We start from the raw sequence: 14,377 nt of genomic DNA, 5'->3' as shown, positions 1-14,377 counted from the left end.
AGGAGGTAAGTTTATGTCTGTTGAAAAAACAAATTCACATCTTCCTGGAGTAAAATGTAGTGTTAACACATGTTATTATCATGCTGAAGGTAACTATTGTAATGCTGAAAAAATACAAATAAAACCAATGAATGCTCAAAGTGTACAAGAAACTGATTGTGGCACTTTTGAAAAAAAATAGATAAGGGGCAATTGCCCTTTATCTAAATTTATTTAAAGCTTTCCCATTTAAATAATCACATTTTTCTCCTTGTGTTATTTCATTATCTATCATTTTTTGTAATATTTCTTCTTTTATCTTCCACCAGCTGGTACCCCAATTTACAAAAAGAGTATCTTCCTTTGGCGCTCTTCCTATTAATCTTTCTACTACAATATCCTCTTTTAAATATTTTAAAAATAATATTACACGATTTATATATTCATCTTTAGATATAATGTTTATTTTATTTTGTTTATACATATCTCCTAATACAGTATTTTCAACAATATAAAGCGAATGTATTTTTACTTGATCTATTTCAAGTGATGATATAATTTTAGCATTTTCAATTACATCAACATTATCATCCCAAGGAAGATTTAATATAAAATGTACACATATTCTAAAACCATATTTTTTTATTCTAATTACACTATCAATAAGTTCTGCCAAGGTGTGTCCTCTATTTATCTTCTTTAAAGTATGATAATTTACTGTTTGAAGCCCTAATTCTATTGTTATATTTATACCTTTTCTTTCACTAAATTCTTTTAAGAATTCTAAATACTTATCTGATATAGAATCTGGTCTTGTAGATATTGAAACTTCTACTACATCTTCTATAGCAGATTGTTCTACTAGATACTTAAACTTTTCAAACTCCATATAGGTATTGGTGAAATTTTGAAAATACGCTATAAATTTCTTAGCTTTATATCTTTTTGATATATATTCTTTATTCTTTTCTAATTGTTGTTTTACAGAAATAGAATTAGATAATGACTCAAATCCAGTTCCAACTTCTCCACAAAAAATACATCCGCCTGTTCCAACACAGCCATCTCTATTAGGACAAGTTGTTTCTATATTTATAGGAAGTTTATATACTTTTTCTCCATACTTATTTCTTAAAAATTGAGAGTATACTCTATAATATTTATTTTCATCCATTTAAATCACCTTTTTCTCTTGAATATTACCATTTTAACTTAAATTACCCTAATTATCAATTAACAAAAAATAAATAGCTATTTAGCTATTTATTTTTTGTTATATTCTATTTATACTAGTTTTTACTGACCATTTGAATTTATATAAAAATCCAGCAAGGACTATTATTGCTGCAATAATTCCTACAGGACATGAAATTGTCTGTGGTAATTTAAATCCTTCTGGAGCTTGTAATATATAAGTAACACTTACTGCCGTCATAAAAGTTCCTGGAATTGTAGCAATCCAATGATTCTTATCACTCACTATTAAATAAGCTGCTGTAGCCCATAACACTATCATTGCAAGTGTTTGATTTGACCAAGCAAAGTATCTCCAAATTATAGTGAAATCTATTCTTGTAAGCAAAAATCCTACAATAAATAAAGGAATAGCTACTAATAACCTAGATTTTGTTTTAGATTGTTTATAATCTATTGCATCAGCTATTACAAGTCTTGCACTTCTAAAAGCAGTATCTCCTGATGTAATAGGGGCTGCTATTACTCCAAGCATAGCAAGTATACCTCCTACTTTACCTAAAAGTGAAGTAGATATTGTATTTACAACACCTGCAGTTCCTCCTCCATTAACTAAAGCATCATTTAAACCAACTACACCACCATCAAAGAATGTCATTGCAGCCGCTGCCCATATAAGGGCTATTATTCCTTCTGCTATCATAGAACCATAAAAAACTTTTCTTCCATATTTTTCATTTGGCAAACATCTAGCCATCATTGGTGATTGAGTTGCATGAAATCCACTTATTGCTCCACATGCTATTGTTACAAAAAGCATAGGCCATAATGATAATCCAGAAGGATGAAAATTATTTAGAGTAACTTCAGGTATATTATATCCTTTTATAAATAACATAGATCCAATTCCTATAGCCATTATAAGAAGAGCAGCTCCAAATAAAGGATATACCTTAGCTATAATTTTATCTACTGGCAATATAGTAGCTAAAAAGTAGTATACTATAATAATCGCTAACCAAATATTCAAGCTACCAAGTCCAGCAAATTTTAAATTAGCTAATAGTTGTGCAGGTCCTGTCATAAAAACAGTACCAACTAATACAAGTAACACAACTGAAAATACTCTCATAATTTTTCTAGCATTTTCTCCAAGATAAATACCTACTATTTCTGAAATACTTTTACCTTCATGTCTTACAGATAGCATACCTGAAAAATAGTCATGAACTCCTCCAGCAAAAATACTACCTAAAACAATCCATATAAATGCTGCTGGACCAAATAAAGCTCCCATAATAGCCCCAAAAATTGGTCCTAATCCTGCTATATTTAGAAATTGAATAAGAAATATTCTAGGCCAGCTTAAAGGCATAAAGTCTACTCCATCTTCCATAGTAATAGCAGGTGTTTTTCTATTCTCATCTGCTCCGAAAACCTTTTCCACAAAGACTCCATAAGCAAAATATCCTAAAATTAAAATTACTATTGAACTTAAAAATGATACCATATAATCCCTCCTATAAAATTTATAGATTCATTATATAATTAATATGAATATATTAAACTATTTTTAGCTTAAATGTATTAATTAATATATGAACTGCAATATAGGAAGTTAAAGTGAATTTAAATGAGATTCATTATCGATTTAAATTGTTTCACTTGACCTCTACTAACTGGTATGTTTTCATTATATCCTTTTAACTTAACATTATAAGTATTATTGAACCAAGGTTCTATTTTTTCGATATAATCAACATTTATAACAAAAGATCTATGAGATCTAAAAAAATTATTCTTATTTATATTTCTTTCTAAATGTGAAAGTGAATCATGATATATAAACTTACCTTTTGTTGTTATAATAACTGTATTTTTATCCTCAACAGTAGAAAATATAATATTCTTAGTTGATATAGGATAAAAAGCTCCATCTTTATATAATGTTAATTTAATACTATCTGATTGTTTTTTATTTTGTAATTGATTTACAATCGTATCAATATTTTGTTGCATTTTTTTATCATTTAATTTTAAATTTTTCTTTATTTTCTTTAGCGTTTTTTCTAGCCTATTTTCTCCAATAGGTTTTAATAAATAGTCTATTGCATTTAATTCAAATGCTTTAATTGCATATTCATCATATGCAGTAATAAAAACTATTAAAGGAGTCTTAATATTATTCGTATTTATAATTTTATCTGCTAATTCTATACCAGAAATTTTTGGCATGTTAATATCTAAAAATATAATATCTGGTTCAAATTTTTGTATTAAATCAAATGCTATAATTCCATTATTTGCTTCATAGATTATTTCTATATCATCATATTTTTCTAATAAGTATTTTATTTCTTCCCTTGCTGGAAGCTCATCATCTACAACTAAAACTTTTAATTTCATAATATCACTTCCTCTTTTGGTAATAATATAGTTACTTCGGTACCCATACCCTTATCACTTTTAATATTTAAGCCATAATCACTTCCATATATTAGTTGTATTCTTTTATGTACATTTAATAACCCTATAGATTCGTTATTTATATTTCCTGATAATATATCTTTAACCTTTTTATCTTCTATACCTTCTCCATTGTCTTCAACAGTAATCTGAGTCATCTCATCTTTACTAAATGCACTTATGATAATTTCTCCTCCTTCTAGCTTATTCATTATTCCATGTTTTATAGAATTTTCAACTATAGGTTGAATTAAAAGTGGTGGAATTTTAACTTCTAAGTTTTTTTCTATATTGAACTTAATATCTAATTTATCTCCAAACCTTGCTTGTTCTATCTCTAAATATGATTTTACATGTTCTAACTCTGTGGATAAAGTTACTAATTCTTCAGTTTTATATAAGTTTTTTCTAAAATAAAATCCTAAATGTAATAATAGTTCTCTTGCTCTATCAGGTTTTGTTCTTATTAAAGAAACAATTGTATTTATAGCATTAAATAAAAAGTGCGGATTTATTTGTGCTTGAAGTGCAGTTAATTCAGATTTAGTCGCTAGCTCTTTATATTCTTCAATTCGTCTTAACTCGATTTGGGTAGAAAATAAAGATCCTAGTCCAAGTGCAAGTTTCACATCAACTGGTGAAATAGAATTTTCTCTTGTTTTATATAACTTTAAAGTTCCAACTATTTTTTCTCCTTCTTTTAATGGTACAATTATAGCTGATCTTAATTTACATTTATTTTTTTTGCATAAAATTTCTATTGAATTATTAGCTATTTTATATTTGCCTGAATATATAACTTGTTTTGTTAAGTCTGTCTTTATTTTATTCTCTGCACAATGATGATCTTCACCTTCTCCCTTATGAGCAAGTATAATATCTCTATTAGTTAATGAAACTGCTTTAAATGAAGTCATATCATATATTATGTCTGCTATTTTTTTAGAAGTTTCAATATTAAAACCTTGCCTAAAATAAGGTAAAGTTTCATTTGCAATTTTAAGTGCTCTTTCTGCTTGAAATGCACCTTCTCTTTCTTTATCTTTTAATACACTATTAACTATAGCAATAGTAATAGATATTCCTATTCCATTTGCTATTATCATAGGTATTCCTATTATACTAACAAGATTTATTGCTTCACTTAAGGGAGTAGCTACAGTTATTATTATAATCATTTGAATTACCTCTGCAATAGCACCAAAGAATAGAGAAAATAACCATTTATTATTAGAGCTAAAAAACTTTTTACTAAGCATTCCCGCCATTATACCTTCTACTGTAGTTGATATTGCACATGCAAGAGCAGTAAATCCTCCTATATCTATACTCCATCTATGTATTCCAGCAATAAGTCCTGACATCATTCCTACAAATGGACCTCCAAAAAGTCCTCCTACAAAAACTCCGATTATTCTAGAATTAGCTAATGCACCATCAACAGGAATACCTGAATATGTTCCAACTATACCTAATATCCCAAAAAATATAGAAAAAATAAATTTATCTATATAGTTTGACTCTTTCTTAGAAATAAGTTGTCTTACTACTGAAACCTTAGATAGTATAAATGAAAGTATTGCTATTATACTTATGCTATTAATCAAACTTCCTAAAATATAAAAAACCATTTTTATCCTCTTTTCAATTTGAAAATTTTATCCTAATTTATCCTATCATTTTTTTGGAGTTTTGGGAAATAATAAACTACATATTGGAAAGGAGGAACATTTATGAATATAAAAGAAGGTTCTATTCCAACTGCGCTTGGAGCTGTAGTTACTACAGCTGGATTAATTTCAAGACAAAAAGCTAAAAAAAGTTTAGCATGGGGAGTAGTAGGTTTCGGTCTTGCACATATAGTTTTAGGTAGTATAGATTATTTTCAGCACAAAAATGACAACCTATAAAAATAAGTGAAATGGCTTGAGCCATTTCACTTATTTTTTATCTACACTATATTTATTTTTAAGTTCATTTGTTTTATCGATATAAATTTTATTTTGCTTCATTCCAATAAGTTGTTGTTTAATTTGATCTCTTACTTCATATAATAATAACTGCTTTTCTTCTTTTTTATCTTCTAATTTTATTATATGATAACCAAATTGAGTTTTTACAGGTTCACTTATTTCTCCTACTTCCATATTAAATGCTTTTTCTTCAAATTCTGGTACCATTCTTCCTCTAGTAAAATATCCTAAATCTCCACCTTTTTCTTTTGATGGACAAGTAGAGTATTTTGTAGCTGCTTCCTCAAAGCTTAATCCTTCATTGATTTCTGATTGTACTTTTTCAGCTTCTTCTTTACTCTCAACTAAAATATGTTTAGCTTTAGCTTGTTGTCCCTCTTTAAATGATTCTTTATTTTCATTATAATACTCAGTTACTTCTTCTTCAGATGCATCTGCACCACTCAATAAGCTTCTCATAGCATATTGCTTTAATAAACTTGATTTTGCTCTTTCCATTTCAAATTTAAATTCAGCTTCTTCGTCCATATTTTTATCTTTTGCATCAAGGTAAAATAATTCTTGATTAATTAATTCTTCTAATAATCTTTTTTTACCTTCTTCTGAATTAAACTGCATAGCTTGTTGCGGGCCTAAGCTTTGAAGTAATTGCTGAATGTCTTGTTCTGTTATTTCTCTTCCCTCTACTGTTGCTAATACTTTATTGTCCATCTAATACTCTCCTTTATAATAGTTTCATTATTATAATAACAGATATAATTATATCTGTCTAATTTGACAAAAAAAAAGAAGCTAAATGCTTCTTAAAGTATAAGATATAAAATTGTATATAATCCTGCAATTCCTATTAAACTATATATTATTCTTGATATAATGCTATCCTTCTTAAACAAAGCTTCAACTATATTAAGTTTAATTATTCCAACAAGACCCCAATTTAATGCACCTATTAAAATTAATAAAACTGATAAAAGATTTATTATTTTCATGTTTACTCCTCCTCAATTCAACTATTATTAATTTATATTTGAATAAGAAGAAAAATATTACTTTATATTAAATACTTTTTTTAATTCTATAGCTACACCAGAATTATTGTTATCTTCACTAGAAATTATATCGGAAACTTCTTTTACTTGTTTATTAGCATTTTTCATAGCTATTCCACAACCGGAATTTTTAATCATTTCCATATCATTATTATCATCGCCTAGTGTTATTATCTCTTCTCTAGAAATCCCTTTACCTTTAGAATATTCTAATATACTCTTCCATTTTGATCCCAAAGGATTCATTATTTCGAGCATTGGACCCACCTTTTTTAAATTAGTCATTATATGATATGAAAATCTTTTGTCATCTTGAGAAATTATATTAATAAATCTATTTAATTTTTCATAATCACCAAAATAACATAATACCATAATATTATTTTCTTTATATTCTAAAAAGTTATTTATCTTTTTACATCTATCTTCTTTATTGTCTAGATAATTATTATATCCTTTATAATCTTGATTTTTTTCTATTAAAAAGTCATACCCTTTTTCATACCCGTTTATATGAACTATTGGATATAAATTATTTTTCTTTCCTTGTTCCAAAATATAAATAAAATCTTTTCTATTTATATATTTTTCTAAAATGATTTTATCATCCTTTATATTTCTTATTACATTACCATTATTTGATATAATAACTATATTTTCATTTAAATCTTTCATGAAATTCTTTGCAGCCCAATATCTTCTACCTGTAGCTATTACTATTTCAACACCTTTATCTATTAATTTCTTTAGTATATCTCTATTTTCAACAGTTAATATTTTATTGTCATCTAAAAGTGTACCATCTAAATCAATAGCTACTAATTTATAATTCACTTATATCACCTCTTATTATAGTAAATATAGGATAGCTTAAGCTATCCTATATTTTATAAAATTCATCAAATGATTTTTTTGTATAATAATGATCATCTACAGTTGTAAGTTCTCTTATGGAATGCATAGAGAGCATTGGTCCGCCTATATCAATTGATCTAATATCTAATTGTGTTGAAGATATTGGGCCAATAGTGGATCCCCCTCTAACATCTGATCTATTTACAAATTTTTGATATGGAATATCTGCATTCTTACATATCATTTCATACACTGCCGAAGTATCACTATCAGTAGTATATGATTGATTTGCATTTATTTTTATAACTGGACCACCTTTTAATACAGGTTTATTTGTTGGATCATGTTTTTCAGTATAATTTGGATGTACAGCATGAGCCATATCTGCTGAAATTATAAATGAATTATTTAAAGCCATCATAAACTCTTCTCTATTTTTATTCTGTGCAATTGAAATTCTTTCTAATATATTTTTGAGCATAGGTGAAGCTGCTCCTTGTTTTGTTCTACTACCTATTTCTTCATTATCAAAACATGCCAATACGTTTGTAGCATATGTAGATTTTGAATTAATAATAGCATTTAAGCCTGCATGAACCATTGCTAAATCATCTAATTTACCTGTAGATATAAACTCTTCATTTAATCCTATAATATTACCTTTATTATATTCATATAAAAATAAGTCAAAATCTATTATATCTTCTATATTTACATTTAAGTTATTTGCAATTTGTTTTAGTAAATAATTTTCCTTTTCAAAATTTTCATTTATTAAAGATACTAATGGTAGAGTATGCTTTTGTTTGTTTAATTCAATACCTTCATTTACTTTATTATTCATATGAATTGCAATGTTAGGAATTATTAAAATAGGTTTATTTATGTTTATTAGTTTGATATCAGGTTTTAACATATTATCGCTTTTTAAGCTAACTCTACCGGCTATACTTAAAGGTCTATCTAACCAAGTGTTTAATATAGGGCCACCATATACCTCAGTATTTAGTTTTAAGTATGTTCCCGACTCTAATATTTCTGGATTTGGTTTAACTCTAAATGTAGGAGTATCAGTATGAGCACCTATTATCTTAAATCCATTTTGTTCTATTTCTCCTTTTCCTAGCACAAATGCTATTAATGCTGAATCATTTTTAGTAGTAAAGTACTTTCCTTCTTTTTCAATATTCCATTTTGATGTTGATTTTAGTTCTTTAAATCCATTTTTTATAAGTATATTTTTTATATTTTCAACAGCATGGAATTGAGTTGGACTTTCATATATAAATTCAATCAAGTCTTTTGCTAAATCTAATTGTTCAGACATTTTTAATCCCCCTTTATTTCTTATTCATCTTCTGAAAATAATTCATAATACGCTTCTGATACTATTTCAAATTCTTCATCATCTTCTATAGTATTAAGTTGTACTTCTCCATCAGTTTCTACATAACTATATAATAATACTCTTTCATCGTCTTCAGGAAGTAATGCAATATACTCTTTATCTTCCACTTCAAATATTCCTAATACATAAGTTTTTAATGTCGTATCGTCATCTAATGTCAATTCTAACATTTCTAATTCTTCATGATTATGATCGTGATGATCATGATCATGACATCCACATTCATGGTTATCTTCATGATCATGGTGACTATTACATCCGCATTCATGGTTATGTTCATGGCTTCCTTTTTTACAACACTCTTTTTCTTGTTTACTCATTATAAAAACTCCTTTAATTTTATTTTATTTTTGATAATACTAACTTTAAAAATTCCCACATATTTTTAGTTGAACTAATACTTAATGCTTCATCAGGAGTGTGAACATCATACATGTTAGGACCAAAAGATATCATATCTATATCTCCTAATTTTTCCTTGAATATACCACATTCTAATCCAGCATGAATTGCTTCTATTTTTGGATTTTCTTTAAATTTTTCTTTATATGATTTTATAAAAACTTCTCTTATATATGAATCTTTTTCATACTGCCATTCTGGGTATTCTGCTTCTTGAATCAGATTTCCTCCAATAAAATTCGATAACACTTTCTTTCTATCTAATATTTCTTGTTTTAATGTTCCTACTGAACTTCTAATAGCTGATTCAAATACAATCTTTCTATCAAAAGTTGTAACTACACCTAGGTTAGTAGAACTTTCTACTAATCCTTCTATATCCATACTCATAGTTTGAATTCCGTTTGGTATAAGTCTATATAATAACAATAATTTATCTAACGTCTTTGAAGAAAAAACTCTATTAGCATCACCTTTTATTCTATCAATATTAATATTTATGCCAGGATCCTTTGTTTTTAATTCATTTGTAAGAATTTTATTCCACTTTTTTATTTTTATTTCTAAATCTTTAAATTCTTCAATAGATAATACAAGTTTAGCGTCTGCCTCTCTAGGTATTGCATTCATTTTAGCTCCACCATTTACCTCATATAATCTTAAATCTATTTCCTTATTTAAATCATCAAGTATTCTACCTAATATTATATTTGCATTTCCTCTATTTTTATCTATTTCCATTCCTGAATGTCCACCTTTTAATCCTCTAACAGATAAAAGATAAGATTCAGTGTTTCTACTACATGTTTCCCATGCTATTGGCAATTCAATTTTAGTTCTAAGGCCTCCTGCACAGCTAACTAGAAATATTCCTTCTTCTTCAGAATCAATATTTATAAGTATTTTACCACTAAGATTTTCTTTTTTAGCTTTACTAGCCCCAACTAAACCTGTCTCTTCTTCAGTTGTTATAATTACTTCTAACTCTGGATGATCTATATCACTTGAAGCTAATAAAGCAAGTGTATATGCAACTGCTATACCATTATCTGCTCCTAAGGTAGTACCATTTGCTTTTATTAAATCTCCTTCGATTTTTAAATCTAAAGGATCTTTACTAAAATCATGTTCGGTATCCTTATTCTTTTCACAAACCATATCCATATGTCCTTGAAGTATTACAGTTGGAGAATTTTCATATCCTTTAGTTGCCTTCTTTTTAATTATAACATTTAGAGCCTCATCTTGAATCACTTCTAAATTATGACTTCTTGCAAATGAAACAAGATAATTACTTATATTCCGTTCTTCACCAGAACAATGAGGAATCTTAGTAATTTCTTCAAAATAATAAAAGACATCACTTGGTTTTAAATCTCTTAGTACTCCACTCATATAAACATCCTTTCTTTTATACTTGACATATATATTATATACCATGATTTAAAGATACAAAACTATAAAGATTTACTAATCTAAATTTTCTATAACTTCATCAATAGTTCCTCCACCTAAACATATATCTCCATCATAAAAAACAACACCTTGACCTTCAGTTATTGCTTTTTGTTTTTTATGAAAAATAACCTTAGCTTTATTATCATCAAGTGGTATAACTATAACATCTTGATCTCTTTGTCTATATCTAAATTTAGCTGTACATGTAAATTCTTCTGTTGGCTTAGTATTACTTATCCAATTGATTTTTTCAGCTATCAACCCTTCTGAAAATAATGCAGGGTTACTGGAGCCTTGAGCAGCATATAAAATATTATTTTTAAGATCTTTATGAGCTACAAACCAAGGTTCACCAGTTCCAACTCCTCCTATTCCAAGTCCTTTTCTTTGACCTTTAGTATAGTACATAAGACCATTATGTTTTCCTAAAATTTGACCATCTATACTCCTTATTTCACCAGGTTTTGCTGGAATATAATTATTTAAAAACTCATCAAAATCTCTTTCACCTATAAAACAAATTCCCGTACTATCTTTTTTATCAGCAGTTTCCAAATCATACTCATGAGCAAGTTCCCTAACTTTAGGCTTATCAATATCTCCTAAAGGAAACATTGATTTTGATAATTGATATTGATTTAATTGACATAGAAAATAAGATTGATCTTTATTATTATCTTTACCTCTTAAAAGTTTATATTCTCCATCTATATGTTTTATATTTGCATAATGACCTGTAGCTATATAATCTGCTCCAAGTTTAAGAGCGTGATCTAAAAATGCTTTGAATTTAATTTCTTTATTACATAATATATCAGGATTAGGTGTTCTACCATTTTTATATTCATCTAAAAAATAGGTAAATACTCTATCCCAATATTCTTTTTCAAAATTAACTGTATAATATGGTATATCAATTTGTTGACATACTCTTCTTACATCTTCATAATCTTCTGTTGCAGTACAATATTGTTCATCTTCTTCATTCCAATTTTTCATAAATATTCCTATAACTTCATAACCCTCTTGTTTTAATAATAAAGCTGCAACAGATGAATCAACTCCTCCGCTCATTCCTATTACAACTCTTGTATCTTTTTTTGACTTATTCATAATACCTCTCCTTAAAATCTTTATCTATATTTAATATTATCTTTACCTAAAATATATTTTTAAATCTATAAATTATACTTTTCTATATTATAACATAAAGTAAGACATCCGCTAGGATGTCTTTATGCTGATTTTACTTCATCATTTTTTAATTTGTTTTTTAATCGTTCCATATTGAATTCTTTTGTCATTTTAAATATTATTGGACTCAATGCAACTAGAGCTATCAAATTCGGTATTGCCATCAATCCATTAAATATATCAGAGAATGTCCATACTATTTGAATTGGAAATACAGCACCTGAAAGACATAATATTACCCATATTATTTTATAATAAGAAATTGCCTTTACTCCAAATATATACTCTAAGCATTTAGAGCCGTAATAATACCATCCTAGTATTGTTGAAAATGAAAAGAATATTAACCCCAAAGAAACAATATATCCTCCTATAACAGGTAATCCAATATCAAATGCATAAGTAGTAAGAGCAGCACCCCTATAGCTTTCCTCTATAAACATAACTCCATCAGTTCCTATATTAACTATACCTGATACTAATATAACTAAAGCTGTCATAGTGCATATTATAAGGGTATCTATAACTGAACCTAAAGACCCTATAAGCCCTTGAATTACAGGTTTATCATTAGTAGAGGCTGCATGAGCAATCGCTGCACTTCCAAGTCCTGCTTCATTTGAAAATACTCCTCTTGCTACTCCAAATCTAACAACTGTCCCTAAAACTCCTCCACCTACTGCCTTACCAGTAAAAGCATTAGAAAATATCATACTAAAAGCTGTTGGAATAGAACTCATATTCATAAATAGTACAATTAATGCTCCAACTATATAGCTTATTGCCATAATAGGAACCACTTTATCTGTTACTTTACCAATATTTTTAATTCCACCTATTATAACAGCTCCAACTAATAAAGCCATTACTATTCCAGTAATCCATACATTAACACCAAAAGATTCATTTATTGCTCTAGAAACAGAATTTGCTTGAACCATATTTCCAATTCCAAAGGAGGCAAGAAAACCAAATAATGCAAACGCTAACCCAAGCCATTTGAAATTTCTTCCATATTGTTCTTTCATACCTCTTTCAATATAAAACATAGGACCACCAGATTTCTCTCCTTCTTCATTTGTGATTCTATATTTTATAGAAAGCAATGCTTCACCATATTTTGATGCTCCACCAAAAGCCGCACTTACCCACATCCAAAATACAGCACCAGGACCTCCTGCTACTATTGCAGAAGCAACTCCAGCAATATTACCAGTTCCTATAGTAGCTGCAAGAGATGTCATTAAAGCTTGAAATGGTGTTATATCACCATCATCAGAATGCTCCTTAGAAAATAATAATTTCAACGATAAAGATAGTTTTCTAAACTGAATAAATTTAGTTAATAAACTAAGAAATAGTCCTGTTCCTACTAATAATACAATAGTTACCGGTCCCCAGACATAATCAGAAATTCGACTTAAAAATTCATTAATACTCTCCATATATACCCTCCTTTTAGTAAGAAAAAGTAATTTTTTTACTCTTTACAATTTCTTAATAAAAGTATATTGTTTGAGTTTCATGAAGTTTCAAATAGTAACGGTTAATTTTCAGAATATTCAGTGTTTATTTTTTCACAATGATATGCTAACCCATATAAAAATTTTTTCAAATCTATTTTTCCTCTTTTGGAAGTTACCCCTTTTAAATAATTCATTTCAATTCTTATTTGTTCAAAATTAAATAAACTATTTGAATAGTCCATAAATATTTCATTCATAAAATCTTCTAGTCCAATACTTGCAATATTCTCTATTGCAACATTTGCAGCTCTTCTCATTCTTTGCTCCATGGTTTTTGGATTATCAGTATATTTCTTACATATTTGCTTTAATGAAAAGTTTTTATTTTTCAATCCATTTTTTATTATATTATCTACAATTATTATTAAGTCAGTTGAACCTGCTTCACCTATTATTCCCAATCTATATAATACTTTTTTTAAGCAAATTTCATAATCTTCTTTTCTATTTGATTTTATATTAGCCCCACCTATTAATTGTCTAATATTATCTAGTTTTTTTTCTCGTTCAATATTAGTATTCACTTTATTTATTATAGTTTCAATTTCTATTGCATTTATAGGTTTAGTAACATAGTATTCTATACCATTTTTATAAGCTTTTGCTATCATATCTTTAGAGTTTACTTGAGATATCATAATAAATTGAATATCAGGATATATCTCTTTTATTTCTTTAACTAAAGAAATTCCATCAAGTCAAGGTAAAAAAAGATCTATAAGTACTATATCTGGTAAAAATTCTTTTATTTTTTCTATAGCATCTTTACCATTTAAAGAGTATTCAATTACATTTCCTAAACTTCTATCAGAAATAATCTTCTTTAATACTTCCACAATGCTAATATCATCTTCTACAATAAATATATTCACA

General features: G+C 27.5%; 15 protein-coding genes and 1 pseudogene. 2 read left to right on the top strand and 14 right to left on the bottom strand.

All coding sequences use genetic code 11. The annotated features are described in order from the left end of the window. The first annotated feature begins 13 nt into the window (after positions 1–13). A complete protein-coding gene (locus D3Z33_RS00435) occupies positions 14–181 on the top strand; it encodes a DUF1540 domain-containing protein (RefSeq protein ID WP_160195831.1) in 168 nt (55 codons plus the stop codon). Between the two features lie 18 nt (positions 182–199). Here the strand turns inward: D3Z33_RS00435 and D3Z33_RS00430 are convergent, their stop codons facing one another. The 4 genes from D3Z33_RS00430 to D3Z33_RS00415 form a co-directional block, all read right to left on the bottom strand. Continuing rightward, complete coding sequence (locus tag D3Z33_RS00430; RefSeq protein WP_160195830.1) at positions 200–1,153, bottom strand: TIGR01212 family radical SAM protein; 954 nt, start codon at positions 1,151–1,153, stop codon at positions 200–202. A gap of 99 nt (positions 1,154–1,252) precedes the next feature. Beyond that, complete coding sequence (locus D3Z33_RS00425; RefSeq protein ID WP_160195829.1) at positions 1,253–2,683, bottom strand: carbon starvation CstA family protein; 1,431 nt, start codon at positions 2,681–2,683, stop codon at positions 1,253–1,255. Between the two features lie 119 nt (positions 2,684–2,802). Further along, on the bottom strand, positions 2,803–3,579 hold the full coding sequence (locus tag D3Z33_RS00420) for a LytR/AlgR family response regulator transcription factor (protein ID WP_160195828.1): 777 nt from the start codon (positions 3,577–3,579) through the stop codon (positions 2,803–2,805). Then, positions 3,576–5,270, bottom strand: coding sequence for a sensor histidine kinase (locus D3Z33_RS00415; RefSeq protein ID WP_160195827.1), 1,695 nt, complete (start codon positions 5,268–5,270; stop codon positions 3,576–3,578). The genes D3Z33_RS00420 and D3Z33_RS00415 overlap by 4 nt, the downstream gene beginning before the upstream one ends. Before the next feature lie 102 nt (positions 5,271–5,372). Here D3Z33_RS00415 and D3Z33_RS00410 point away from each other — a divergent pair, with 102 nt between their 5' ends. Beyond that, positions 5,373–5,549, top strand: a complete 177-nt coding sequence (locus tag D3Z33_RS00410) for an asparagine synthase (protein ID WP_160195826.1) — start codon at positions 5,373–5,375, stop codon at positions 5,547–5,549. A 30-nt stretch (positions 5,550–5,579) separates the two neighbouring features. Here D3Z33_RS00410 and D3Z33_RS00405 read toward each other — a convergent pair whose 3' ends face one another. From D3Z33_RS00405 to D3Z33_RS17065, 10 genes and pseudogenes are all read right to left on the bottom strand, one after another. Then, on the bottom strand, positions 5,580–6,323 hold the full coding sequence (locus D3Z33_RS00405) for a peptidylprolyl isomerase (protein WP_160195825.1): 744 nt from the start codon (positions 6,321–6,323) through the stop codon (positions 5,580–5,582). 92 nt (positions 6,324–6,415) lie between these two features. Next, positions 6,416–6,601 carry a DUF378 domain-containing protein gene (locus D3Z33_RS00400; protein WP_160195824.1) on the bottom strand — a complete coding sequence of 62 codons (186 nt, stop codon included), beginning with the start codon at positions 6,599–6,601 and terminating at the stop codon, positions 6,416–6,418. Positions 6,602–6,658: 57 nt separating this feature from the next. Further along, positions 6,659–7,495 (bottom strand): Cof-type HAD-IIB family hydrolase, encoded by an 837-nt coding sequence (locus D3Z33_RS00395; protein WP_160195823.1) that lies wholly within the window; start codon positions 7,493–7,495, stop codon positions 6,659–6,661. Positions 7,496–7,541: 46 nt separating this feature from the next. After that, the gene (locus D3Z33_RS00390) at positions 7,542–8,843 is read right to left on the bottom strand and encodes a M18 family aminopeptidase (protein WP_160195822.1); all 1,302 of its coding nucleotides are present in this window, start codon (positions 8,841–8,843) and stop codon (positions 7,542–7,544) included. A 20-nt stretch (positions 8,844–8,863) separates the two neighbouring features. Further along, positions 8,864–9,244, bottom strand: coding sequence for a DUF1292 domain-containing protein (locus tag D3Z33_RS17075; protein WP_347561133.1), 381 nt, complete (start codon positions 9,242–9,244; stop codon positions 8,864–8,866). Positions 9,245–9,263: 19 nt separating this feature from the next. Next, the gene (locus tag D3Z33_RS00380; RefSeq protein WP_160195821.1) at positions 9,264–10,721 is read right to left on the bottom strand and encodes an aminoacyl-histidine dipeptidase; all 1,458 of its coding nucleotides are present in this window, start codon (positions 10,719–10,721) and stop codon (positions 9,264–9,266) included. 75 nt (positions 10,722–10,796) lie between these two features. Beyond that, positions 10,797–11,897 carry a tRNA 2-thiouridine(34) synthase MnmA gene (gene mnmA / locus D3Z33_RS00375; RefSeq protein ID WP_160195820.1) on the bottom strand — a complete coding sequence of 367 codons (1,101 nt, stop codon included), beginning with the start codon at positions 11,895–11,897 and terminating at the stop codon, positions 10,797–10,799. 122 nt (positions 11,898–12,019) lie between these two features. Then, a complete protein-coding gene (locus D3Z33_RS00370) occupies positions 12,020–13,423 on the bottom strand; it encodes an alanine/glycine:cation symporter family protein (RefSeq protein WP_160195819.1) in 1,404 nt (467 codons plus the stop codon). 101 nt (positions 13,424–13,524) lie between these two features. Next, positions 13,525–14,028 carry a DNA-binding domain-containing protein gene (locus D3Z33_RS17070; RefSeq protein WP_347561156.1) on the bottom strand — a complete coding sequence of 168 codons (504 nt, stop codon included), beginning with the start codon at positions 14,026–14,028 and terminating at the stop codon, positions 13,525–13,527. Positions 14,029–14,046: 18 nt separating this feature from the next. Beyond that, positions 14,047–14,376, bottom strand: a pseudogene (locus D3Z33_RS17065) (response regulator); the annotation flags it as partial. Between the last annotated feature and the right edge of the window lies 1 nt (position 14,377).

Origin of the sequence: Senegalia massiliensis, assembly GCF_009911265.1 — a bacterium.
GTDB classification, from domain to species: domain Bacteria; phylum Bacillota; class Clostridia; order Tissierellales; family SIT17; genus Anaeromonas; species Anaeromonas massiliensis_A.
This window is presented reverse-complemented; position numbering and strand designations above follow the sequence as displayed.